The sequence below is a fragment of the Pseudomonas sp. JH-2 genome, assembly GCF_036231725.1.
GTDB classification, from domain to species: domain Bacteria; phylum Pseudomonadota; class Gammaproteobacteria; order Pseudomonadales; family Pseudomonadaceae; genus Pseudomonas; species Pseudomonas delhiensis.
In genome coordinates this window covers 57,440-68,277 of the sequence record NZ_JAZAQP010000035.1, presented here as the reverse complement: position 1 = coordinate 68,277, position 10,838 = coordinate 57,440, and the positions used below count along the sequence as shown (strand labels likewise).

The 10,838-nt window shown below is 68.6% G+C and carries 7 protein-coding genes; 2 read left to right on the top strand and 5 right to left on the bottom strand.

What is annotated here, in order from left to right:
- Positions 1-241 precede the first annotated feature (241 nt).
- The 4 genes from VV867_RS21780 to VV867_RS21765 all read right to left on the bottom strand — a co-directional run bounded on the left by VV867_RS21780 (position 242) and on the right by VV867_RS21765 (position 7,700).
- Positions 242-2,038 (bottom strand): sigma 54-interacting transcriptional regulator, encoded by a 1,797-nt coding sequence (locus tag VV867_RS21780; protein WP_328567542.1) that lies wholly within the window; start codon positions 2,036-2,038, stop codon positions 242-244.
- A 133-nt stretch (positions 2,039-2,171) separates the two neighbouring features.
- Entirely contained in the window at positions 2,172-3,530 is a 1,359-nt protein-coding gene (locus tag VV867_RS21775; RefSeq protein WP_328567541.1) for a DUF1329 domain-containing protein, read from the bottom strand.
- A 15-nt stretch (positions 3,531-3,545) separates the two neighbouring features.
- A complete protein-coding gene (locus VV867_RS21770) occupies positions 3,546-5,432 on the bottom strand; it encodes a DUF1302 domain-containing protein (protein ID WP_328567540.1) in 1,887 nt (628 codons plus the stop codon).
- A gap of 375 nt (positions 5,433-5,807) precedes the next feature.
- Positions 5,808-7,700, bottom strand: a complete 1,893-nt coding sequence (locus VV867_RS21765; protein ID WP_328567539.1) for an acyl-CoA synthetase — start codon at positions 7,698-7,700, stop codon at positions 5,808-5,810.
- 211 nt (positions 7,701-7,911) lie between these two features.
- Between VV867_RS21765 and VV867_RS21760 the strand changes: the two genes are divergently transcribed.
- Positions 7,912-8,574, top strand: coding sequence for a TetR/AcrR family transcriptional regulator (locus VV867_RS21760; RefSeq protein WP_328567538.1), 663 nt, complete (start codon positions 7,912-7,914; stop codon positions 8,572-8,574).
- An 83-nt stretch (positions 8,575-8,657) separates the two neighbouring features.
- Entirely contained in the window at positions 8,658-8,882 is a 225-nt protein-coding gene (locus tag VV867_RS21755; RefSeq protein ID WP_109934005.1) for a hypothetical protein, read from the top strand.
- Positions 8,883-9,592: 710 nt separating this feature from the next.
- Here the strand turns inward: VV867_RS21755 and VV867_RS21750 are convergent.
- Entirely contained in the window at positions 9,593-10,795 is a 1,203-nt protein-coding gene (locus VV867_RS21750) for an NAD(P)/FAD-dependent oxidoreductase (RefSeq protein WP_328567537.1), read from the bottom strand.
- Between the last annotated feature and the right edge of the window lie 43 nt (positions 10,796-10,838).

Below are 10,838 nucleotides of genomic sequence, written 5' to 3'. Positions count from 1 at the left end.
TATCTGCCACCCACCAGCTACGAGCGCAGGCCACCCAGACAACCTATCGAAGTGTCCGAAATTATTTGACCACCACACACTTGGTTCAGCCGGTAGTCTCTGTGCTAGCCGGCTAACGCGGAAATACCAGCGCACGCCGAACGGTCCCCTCTCCCTTCAGGGAGAGGGTTAGGGAGAGGGGACGGAGTTCAGCCCAGCATCAATGACAGCCGGGAAATACCGTTCGCGAGCAAGCTCGCTCCTACGAAAAGCCGACATTATCCTCCTGCAGCTTCTTCACCCGATACGCCAACTGCGCCCGCGTCACCCCCAGCAAGGTGGCCGCCTTCGACATATTCCCCCCGGCACTGGCAAAGGCCGCCCGCACCAGGGCGTTCTCCACCTCGTCCAGCGACACCGCCGCGCGCTGCACCATGCCGTCGGCCCAGGCGCTCAGCGCGTCGGCCTCGGCGCCGCCGCGTTCGCCGGCGACGTTCAGGGCCTCGGTGGCGATTTCCTGCTCGGCCAGCAGGCCCAGTTCGTTCCAGCCCAGGGTGCCCTGTTCGCGCACGCTGCCGTCCAGGGTGAACAGCTGGTTGTAGGTCAGCGGCTGGCCGTCGTCGGCGAGGATCACCCCGCGCTCGATGACGTTCTCCAGCTCGCGCACGTTGCCCGGCCAGCGGTAGTTGAGCAGCAGCTGCAGGGCCTGGGCGGTCAGGCCGGTGATGCGCCGGCCGTGCAGGGCGCTGTAGTGGCGGATCAGGTGTTCCAGCAGCAGGGGGATGTCGTCGCGGCGGTCGCGCAGCGGCGGGATGACGATGGGGAAGACGTTCAGGCGGTAGAACAGGTCCTCGCGGAAGCGCCCCTCGCGCACCGCGTCGCGCAGTTCCTCGTTGGTGGCGGCGATGATGCGCACGTCCACCTTGCGCGTGGTGCTGCCGCCCAGGGCCTCGAATTCGCCGCTCTGGATCACCCGCAGCAGCTTGCCCTGGGCGGTCATCGACAGGGTGCCGATCTCGTCGAGGAACAGGGTGCCGCCGTCGGCCAGCTGGAAGCGCCCGGGGCGCGCCTCGCTGGCGCCGGTGAAGGCGCCGCGCTCCACGCCGAACAGCTCGGCTTCCATCAGCTGCTCGGGGATGGCGGCGCAGTTGACTTCCAGGAACGGCCGCTCGGCGCGCCGGCTGGCGCGCTGGATCTCGCGGGCGAAGGCGCTCTTGCCGACGCCGCTCTCGCCCAGCAGCAGCACCGTGGCGTTGGTCGGCGCGACGCGGCGGATCTTGTGCAGCACGCTGCTGAAGGGCACCGAGGCGCCGATCACGCCAGGGCGCTGCACGGCGGCAGCCGGCGGGGGCGCGGCTTCGGCCAGCGGTGCGGTATGGGCCAGGGGATGGGCGACGAAGGTCACCGGGCCCGGCTCGAAGTACTTCAGGTCGTTTTCCGCGTCGCTCCAGTCCTCCACCGGCTTGGCCAGGCAGTGGCAGTGGTCCTCGCCCATCGAGCAGCAGGCCAGCTCGCGCACCAGGATGCGCTTGCCCATGCAGGTGCTGAGGAAGCCCGAGGCGTAGCCCTGCGCCGACCAGCACACCGGGCGCCCGCCGATGCCGTAGGTGGCGGTGTGCTGCTGGGCCTCGAAGGAGTTGCGCCAGTTGAATTCCAGGTGGCAGTGGCCGCGTTCCACGTCGAGGTCGAAATGCACTTCCTCGACCACCAGGATGCCCTGCAGCGCGTGGAACTGGCTGCCGCGGCGCATGAAGTCCTCGATGCCTTCCCGCGGGCTGCGGATCTTCATCGAGATGTGCGCGTCGCGGCAGCCGGCGGCGTAGCCGAAGCGCGTCAGCAGGCCGCGCGCGGAGTCCATGCCCAGGCTCTCGATCAGCTCCTGGCGCAGGGCGCCCAGGGCCTCGGTGTGCATCAGCACCATGCGCCGGTCGTCCAGCCAGATCAGCCCCTGGCCGGGGTTGAAGTGCAGGCGCTTGAGGACTTCCGGGCCGATCGGGCTGGCCGCTTCGCTGGCGGGTGGTGTGGGGCGCGCTGCGCCCTTGGCGTGGTGTCTGCTCATGGGGGCGAGCCTCGCAAGGCTTGGGCGCGGTTGCCCGCACCGGAAAAAAAGGCAGCCACCGGGGTGGCTGCAAGGCGTTGCGTCAGGAGTGCAGGGGCGGGCCGGGGCCCACCCTTGCCCGGGGGCGGCGTGCTCAGCGCACGCCGGCATTCCTCAGCGCGGTCGGGGTGAAGTCCGCGGCGACCGCCTTCACGCCGAACTCGATGGCGTTGCGTTCCTGGTTGCGCATGCCCGAGGCGATGTAGCGACCGTTCTGCAGGTCGTACAGGGTTTCCACCGCGAGCCAGGGCACCTTCACGTCGTAGAGGGGTTCCATGTGGCCTTCGGCGACGCGCCAGAGGTTGCCGCGGCCGTCGTAGTGGTCGGCCAGCGCGATCTGCCAGGAATCCTCGTCGATGAAGTACACGCGCTTGGCATAGATGTGCCGTGCGCCGGGCTTGAGGTTGGCCTCCACCACCCAGACGCGGTGCAGCTCGTAGCGGGTCAGGTCGGGGTTGAGGTGGCCGGCCTTGATCACGTCGGTGTACTGCTTGCCGGGCGCGTCGAGGGCGAAGGCGTTGTAGGGGATGTACATCTCGCGCTTGCTCAGCAGCTTCCAGGTGTAGCGGTCCTGGGCGCCGTTGTACAAGTCGAAGTTGTCACCCACGCGCTGGCCCTCGGAGGCCGGGTAGGGACCGTCGTAGGCCACCTGCGGGGCACGCCGCACGCGGCGCTGGCCGGCGTTGTAGATCCACGCCTGGCGCGGTTCGGCGACCTGGTCGATGGTCTCGTGCACCAGCAGCACGTCACCGGCCAGGCGCGCCGGCGCGGTCACCGCCTCCTTGTAGTAGAAGAGCACGTTGCCGGGGTTGCCCGGGTCGAATTCCTTGAGCTGGTCGCGGTAGGTGAACTGCAGCTGGAAGAACACCGGGGTGAAGCCGCCGTCCTTGTCCGGGGTGGCCTGCACGCTCAGGCGCTTGACGCTGCCGCCGCGGTAGCGGGTGGTGTGGTTCCACATCACTTCCTGGGCGTTCTGCGGGATGGGGAAGGGGTAGGCGGTGAGGAAGTCGGCCAGGCCGTTGCCGTCCTTGATCATCTTCGCGTGCAGGGCGTTGGCCCTGGCGTCGTTGTAGATGGCATCGGGCAGGGCGACGCTGCGGTGGCTCGGGTAGACCGGCATGCGGTAGCTGTCCGGGTAGCGCTTGAACATGGCCAGCTGGCCGGGGCTCAGCTTGTCCTTGTATTTGTCGACGTTCTTCGCGTCGATGACGAACAGCGGCTTCTCCGCCGCGTAGGGGTTGCCGAGGAAGCCCGCGCCGTCCTTGCTGCCGGCGTTGGTGGGCAGGCCGCCGGTCCATTCGGGGATGCTGCCGTCGGCGTTGCCGGCGCGCTCGGCGCCCAGCGGGGTGAGACGCTTGCCCAGTTCCGCGGCCTGCTCGGGGGTGGCGGCGGCGAGGGCGGTGCCGGCCAGCAGCGACAGGCCGAGGGTGGTGCCTTTGATCAAGTGGTTCATGTGCGGAACTCCGGCTCAGAAGGACATGCCGACGCTGAAGGCGACGAAGTCGCGATCGACGTTGGTGTTGTAGTCGCCATCGAAGAAGTCGGTGACCGACAGGCTGGCGGTGTAGGTGTTGCGGTAGTCGGCGTCGATGCCGACGCTGATGGCCTTGCTGCCTTCATTGAAGCCCGGCTCCGGCGCGTAGCCTTCGACGTCGTGGGACCAGGCGATGTTGGGCTTGAGCGTCACCGACGGGATCAGGTTGCTGTACTCCCAGATGGCGCGCATGCGGTAGCCCCAGGAGAAGTCGGTGGTGAAGCCGTGGTTGTTGCAGTTGCGCGCGGTCGCGGCGCTGGTGGTGGTCTGGCACAGGCCGTTGTCCGGGTACAGCGCGCCCTGGCCGAACACCGCGTCGCGGCCGTAGCGCAGGCCGCCCTTGCCTTCGAGGTTGCCGACGTGGACCGCGCCGACCTCGCCGATCAGGGTCACCCGGTCGGCGCCCATCACCTGGTCGAAGAACTGCACCGCGGTGACCTGCGCCTGGGTCACCGGCTTGCGCTGGTAGCCCTGCAGCAGCGCGTCGTCGGCCACCGGGTAGGCGCAGGAGGACAGCAGCGGCGAGAAGGCGGGGATGCCGCTGGAGGCGAACACCTGGTCCACCGCGTTGAGCTGCAGCGGCATGTTCGGCCGGTAGCTGATCTCGCCGGACAGCGCCGTGCCGGTGGACAGGGTGGTGGCGAAGCTCAGGCCGTACAGGCGGATGTCCTCGGGGTAGGTGACCTGGTACTTGGAGGTGCCCAGGCGGTAGGCCAGCGCCAGGTCGTTCAGCGCCGGGCCCAGGGCGCCGGCGCAGGCGCCGGGGTCGCCGATGCCGAGGTTGCCGCACAGCTGCGGGACGAAGTTCAGGTTGTCGGCGTTGGGGCTGGAGTAGGAGTTAACGTAGGGCTGGCGGCTGTGGTAGTTGATGAAGTAGGCGCCGAACTCGGTGTCCAGGCTCGGCACCATCCAGCGCAGCGCCACGCCCCACTGGCCGCCGTCGCGCGCGTCGTCGTCGCCCAGGCGCGGCACCACGATGCCTTCGCGGCCGAGGTTGATGCCGAAGGGCGTCAGCGCCGCCATCGCCGCCGGGTTGCCGGTCAGGTTCGGGCCCACCGGCACGCCGTTGCAGCCGTCGGGGACGAAGTCGTTCTGCGAGAAGAAGGTGCCGCAGTTGTCGATCACCGTCTGCTGCCAGCCGAGCTGGTAGAAGCCCTCGGCGGAGAGGTTGTCAGTGATCGCCTGGGACAGGTAGAACATGTTCACCGGGATCAGGCCTTCCTTGATCTCGGCGCCGGGGCGGCGGAACGCCGAGACGTCCACCGGGTTGATGGTGTTGATGCCGCCCTGGATGAAGGTGCTTTCGCCCCAGCTGACCACCTGCCTGCCCAGGCGCACGGTGCCGGGCAGGTCGGCGATCATGTAGTTGTGGTAGAGGAAGGCATCGAGCAGTTGCCCGCCGGAGGACTTGGCGCCTTCCTCGCGGCCGTGGTCGTCGATGTCGTACACCAGGCGGTGCTCGTCCTTGAGCTCGAAGTCGTACCAGTACTTGCCGCGGACGAACACGCCGCTGTCGCCGTACTTCAGCTCGAGTTCGTGCAGGCCCTTGAAGATCTTCGAGAAGGTCTCGCCCTTCTTGAAGTTCAGGCGGCCGTCGTCGGTGCCGCTGGCGAAGCCCTTGCCGCCGTTGTTCTCGCCGATCAGCTTGGAATCGGCGTCACGCAGGGCCCAGCTGGCGCCCAGGCTGAAGGTGCTGTCGAACTGGCCTTCGATCTCGCCGGCCTTGAAGGTCACGCCGTAGGCCGGCACGGCCAGGCTGCCGGCCAGGCCGAGCGCCAGGGGCACGCAGGCGCGGTGCCGGGGCATTGGTTTGTGGTTCATGACTCATACCTTTTTGTTGTTGTGTGGCATGCAGTGCACTTTTCTCGGGGCAGACAGCTCCCCTGGCGAAGAACGGGCGTTCTGCGCGGCGGAGAAGTGAAAGGTTCCCTTGCTTGAGAAAATCCGGAAGCGGCAGGCACTGCTTCATCCAGGGCAATGGCTGTGCCAGGCGGGGCCCGCGGCGCCTTGCCCGGCCTGCGGCCGGCGTGGATTTCCTGTTGATTCGTATGGTGTTTTCCTGTGTTCTGGGCCCTCGCTCGGTCGGTTGTGGTCAATGCTCGATGGCGCCTTGCTTGCGACTTCCATGAAATTCCCGCTCCCGGCCGCCGGGCCGGCTTGCGAAAATTCGTCAGTCGCGGAGCAAGGCGCCGTGCTTCATGGCAGGCACTCGACCTGGAAGGCGTAGCGCCCCAGCGCCGCCGCCAGGTCGTGGCGGTCCGGGCCCTGGAGCCGGGCGAGGGTGCCGCGGCGGCCGTCCTGGACGACCTCCACTTCCACCGCATAGCCGGCCTGGGCGGCCTCCTGGCGCACCACGCGCTCGATCTCGCGCCGCTGCAGGGCGGGCTTGAACAGCTTGCCCACCGGCGTCACCGGCAGGGCGGCGAGGATCTCGATGCGCTTGGGCACCGCGGCGCGCTCGCTGACGTGGCGGGCGGCGAAGGCCAGCAGTTCCTCGCTGTCGGCCTGGGCGCCCTGCACCAGCTGCACGTAGGCCACCGGCACCTCGCCGGCGTAGGCGTCCGGGCTGCCCACCGCGGCCGCCAGGGCCACCGCCGGGTGCCCCTGCAGGGCTTCCTCGATCTGCTTCGGGTCGATGTTGTGGCCGCCGCGGATGATCAGCTCCTTCTTGCGCCCGGTGAGCCAGAAGTAGCCCTCGGCGTCCTGGCGCCCGAGGTCGCCGCTGTTCAGCCAGCGCTGGCCGTCGATGTCCAGCCACACGCCGCGGTTGTGCGACTCGTCCAGGTAGCCGGCGAACAGGTTGGGCCCGCGCAGGACGATGGCGCCCACCTCGTCCACCGCGGCATCGCGCAGGTAGTGGCCGTCGTCGTCGAGGATCACCGCGCGCATCGGCTGGTAGGGCAGGCGCAGGCCGATGGAACCGATGCGCCGCTCGGCGTCGGGCAGGTTGCAGGAGGAAACGCAGGTGCCCTCGGTCAGCCCGTAGCCTTCGAGGATGCGCACCCCGCTGACCCGCTCGAAGTCGCGGAACAGCTCCACCGGCATGGGCGCGGCGCCGCACAGCGCGTAGTCCAGGCTGGAGATGTCGGCAGCGCCCACCGGCTGCTGCAGCAGCGTGGCGTAGACGGTGGGCACGCCGGAGAAGAAGGTGATGCGGTAGTGCTCGACGATCTGCCAGAAGCGCGCCAGCAACCCGGGGGCGCGGTAGCCCTGGGGCGTGCCGAGGATCACGTGGCCGCCCTGCAGCCAGGGGCGCAGCCCGGTCACCAGCTGGGCGTTCACATGGAACAGCGGCAGGCCGCAGAAGTAGCGCTCGCGGGTCGGCTCGCCGGCGAGCATGGCGCCCAGCGCCCAGGCGTCGAAGACCTCGGCGCCATGGGTGCGCACGGCGATCTTCGGCAGGCCGGTGGTGCCGCCGGTGCAGAAGTACGAGGACGCGTCCGTGGGGCGGATGACACGGCCGCTGGCCAGCCGCTCGGTTGGCTGCCCGGCCAGCAGGCCATGCAGGTCGTGGACATTGCGGCCCAGGCGCTGGCGTTGCTGTGTGGCGTACTCGCGCTGGGCCCGGGCGCGCGGGGCGTCCAGGTAGGGGGCGGTGCTCACCCAGACCAGCTCGCGCAGGGCCGGCAACTGGTCGAGGTGCGGGGCGATGCGTTCCCAGGCGTCCTGCCCGGGCGTGGGCTCCAGGGTCACCAGCACCCTGGCGTTGGCCGCGCGCAGCAGGTCGGCGATCTGCGCGCCGTCCAGCAGCGGGTTGATCGGCATGACGATGCCAGCCGCCTCGCCGCCCCAGGTGCAGAAATGGGTTTCCGGCAGGTTGGGCAGGACCAGGGCCACCACGTCGCCGGGGCCGACGCCCAGCGCATGCAGGGCGTTGGCGGTGCGGGTGATCTCGGCGAACAGTTCGCCATGGCTCCAGTGCCAGGCCTGCTGGTAGTGTTCGGCGTCGAAGAAGAAGCTCAGCGCCGGGGCGTCCGGGCGCTGTCGCGCGCTGCGGCGCAGGGCGTGGTAGGTATCCTGCGGCAGGTCATGCTCGGCGAGCGGCGTGCGTTCGAAGCGTTCGATGTCGGCCTGGTTGCGCAGGATCATGCGGCTTGCCTCCCGGCGCAAAGGGTGGGGCGGAAGGCGCTGGGGCCGCGCAGCAGTGAGACGCACGCAGTGCAAGGACGTTGTGGGATTGGCATCGGGTGCCGGCTCCATTGTTATTGTTCGGAAGCGTTAATTGAAGGTATTTCAGAAATGAAAGATTTTCAATACCTCGACGCTCCGCTATTCTTCGTGGCAGGCAGACGGAGCATTTATGGCCATTGGCAAAAGAGACAGGACACGCAGCAAACTGCTGATCGCGGCCCAGGAACTGGCCCTGGAGGGCGGTGCGAGCGCCCTGACGGTATACAACCTGACGGAGCGGGCCGAGATGGCCCCCGGTACCTTCTACAACTACTACCGGACCCGCGAGGACGTCCTGGACGACATCTGCGCCCTGCTGGTGATGGCCACGCGGCAGGTCGTCAGCCAGGCCATCGAGGGCCTGACCGACCTGCAGGCCATAGTCGCCACCTCCGTGCGCCAGACGCTGCGGATGGCCGCGCCGGGGCAGGACATCGGCCACCTGCTGTTCGACGCCAGCCTGCCCACCCAGAACTTCATCCTGGGCATGCGCCAGTTCTTCCGCCGCGACCTGGAGGAGGGCATGGGCAACGGCGCCTTCCAGGTGGTCAACGAGGCCGCGGTGATCGCCATGGTGTCCGGCAGCTCCTACGGCGTCATGCAGGACATCTACCAGGAGCGGCTGCCCATGGAGATGATCGAGGACATCGCCGAGATGACCCTGCGCGTGCTGGGCGTGGAAGCCGTCGTCGCCGCGGCCCAGGCCCGCCTGCCCATCGACTTCTGCGCGCCGCCGAAGCTGCCGCTGATCGCCACCGAGCTGCTCCCGCCGCTGGGCGCCGCGGCACGATAGCCGCGCCCGGCAAACTTCCGTCGTATTGCCCAGCGGCCGCCGGGAACCGAGAATGCGGCCTTCCGGGCAAGAGGTGAGCCGCCATGATCCTGCGCGGTATGGCACAGATGCACATCGACGACCTGCCCCCCCGGTTCCAGACGCTGGTCCGGGGGTTGGCGGGCGTGGAGCCTTTGGGGTTCGTCTGGGTGGTCTTCTACCAGGGACGCATCTTCGGGGCCTACCCCTGCGCCGATCTTGCGTTGCACAAGGTGACCGAGATCGAGCACTGCATCAGCGAGGACGAGGTGCCCAGCGCGCAGGGGTGAGATTGGTTCCAGGCCGCACCCTAGGGCGAATAACCGTTCGCGGTTGTCCGCCGCCGGCCATGCCACCGGGGCGTCCGGCATAGCCGGGGGCCAATCGCGGACGGAGTCCGCTCCTACGACCGTGCTTCCCTGGCGCCCGTAGGAGCGGACTCCGTCCGCGATTTTGTCATTGGAAACGGCGGATAACCGCGAACGCGGGAAACCAGTGGCTTGGGGTTTGGTGTAGCGCGCCGCTCCGAGTGCGTTGATGTTTCTCGTTTCGCCCCCTCGGGCGAGTCCCTTTTGTCAATCGCCACAAAAGGAACCAAAAAGGCTTGCCCCGACATACGGGCCCGATGAAGCCGGGCTACCCTCGTGAACTCCCCCGCCACGGAGGCCCGCCCCGAGGGTACGTCCCTGTAGCCCATCGGGGCTCTCGCGACATCCATGTCGCATGACCTCCTGAGCGCCGGTTTCGCTCGGCCTTCTGAAGGGGCGTTCCGGTGCGCTCGGTTGTTTCTCTGGAAATCCAAAAAACCAGAGCAAGAGCGGGCATGCTCTTCGTAGGAGCGAGCTTGCTCGCGAACCTCGGTTCCCCGTGTTCGCGATAGTTCGTAGGGCGCATAACGCCTACGGCGTTATCCGCCGTTTTCAACGACGGATGATCGCGGACAGAGTCCGCTCCTACGGTTCCAGGGAAGCACGGTCGTAGGAGCGGACTCCGTCCGCGATCAGGCCACCGGAATGAGCGGATCGGCCGCCGCCAGGGCGATGCTGCGGTCCGCTGCCGGTGGGTAGATCCACAGGGTGTTGATCTGCGTCTTCAGCTCCTTGGCCGGCTGCCCGACCAGCTTGACCTGGCGGTCCCAGCCCTCGGTGTACACCGCGCCCCAGGCGCCCAGGTCCAGGCAGGTCACGTACTTGGGCTGGCGGTAGGTGGTGGGCGGCACGCCCAGCAGGTCGGCGGCGGCGTTGTTGCCGGCGTGGCGGCCCAGGGAGATGGCGTGCTGGCAGGACATCACCGCGTGGTTGCCGAGGTCGTCGGTGGCGGCGTAGGCCACGTCGCCGGCGGCGAATATCCTGCCCTGGCCGCGTACCCGGAGGTTGCCGTCCACGTGCAGGCGGCCCTGGGCGTCGCGCTCGCCGCTCACCTGCCCGGTCAGCGGGCTGGCGCGGAAGCCCACGGTCCAGATGAGCGTGTGGCTGTCGATGCGGCGGCCGTCGGCGAGGGTCACGCCATTGGCGTCCACCGCCGCGACGCTGGCGCCGGGCAGCCATTCGATGCCCAGTTCCCTGGAGGCTTCGACGATGGATGGGCGGATGCCGTCGCCCAGGGCGGCGGCCACCTGCGCGCCGCGGTCGACGATGACCACGCGGATGTCCTGGTCCGCGCCCAGCGCCTGGCGCAGGCGCGCCGGCATCTCGGTGGCGGTCTCGATGCCGGTGAAGCCGCCGCCGGCGATCACCACGGTGTTGCGCGCCGGGCTGGCGGGCCGCTCGCCCAGGGCCTTGAGGTGTTCTTCCAGGCGTGCCGCGGACTCGATCTGGTCGACGTCGAAGGCGTGGCTGCCCAGGCCCGGCACCGGCGGCCGGGCGAGCTGGCTGCCGGTGGCCAGCACCAGGCGGTCGTAGCCCAGCTCGCCCTGGCGGCCGGCGGCGTCGCGGTAGCCGACGGTCTGCGCCTGCTCGTCGATGCGCTCGGCGGTGCCCTGGACGAAGCGTATGCCCACGGTGTCGAACAGGGCGTCCAGCGGGGCGAACATGCGGTCCACCTCGGGCTCGTAGAAGCGTGGGCGGATGCGCAGCTCCGCCTGGGGCGCCAGGAGGGTGACCTGTACGTCGTGACGGTCGTGTTTGTCCAGCAGGCGTGCCGCGCTCAAGGCGCTCCAGAGCCCACCGAAGCCTGCGCCAACGATCAGAATCTGCTGTTTCATGACTTGCTCCCGAATAGGTGAGGGGATGAATGACCTTGAAGTT

What these genes read in the sequence shown, in the direction of transcription:
- VV867_RS21780 (WP_328567542.1), bottom strand. Translation starts at nt 2,038, where the DNA reads ATGAGCAGACACCACGCCAAGGGCGCAGCGCGCCCCACACCACCCGCC.
- VV867_RS21775 (WP_328567541.1), bottom strand. Translation starts at nt 3,530, where the DNA reads ATGAACCACTTGATCAAAGGCACCACCCTCGGCCTGTCGCTGCTGGCC.
- VV867_RS21770 (WP_328567540.1), bottom strand. Translation starts at nt 5,432, where the DNA reads ATGAACCACAAACCAATGCCCCGGCACCGCGCCTGCGTGCCCCTGGCG.
- VV867_RS21765 (WP_328567539.1), bottom strand. Translation starts at nt 7,700, where the DNA reads ATGATCCTGCGCAACCAGGCCGACATCGAACGCTTCGAACGCACGCCG.
- VV867_RS21760 (WP_328567538.1), top strand. Translation starts at nt 7,912, where the DNA reads ATGGCCATTGGCAAAAGAGACAGGACACGCAGCAAACTGCTGATCGCG.
- VV867_RS21755 (WP_109934005.1), top strand. Translation starts at nt 8,658, where the DNA reads ATGATCCTGCGCGGTATGGCACAGATGCACATCGACGACCTGCCCCCC.
- VV867_RS21750 (WP_328567537.1), bottom strand. Translation starts at nt 10,795, where the DNA reads ATGAAACAGCAGATTCTGATCGTTGGCGCAGGCTTCGGTGGGCTCTGG.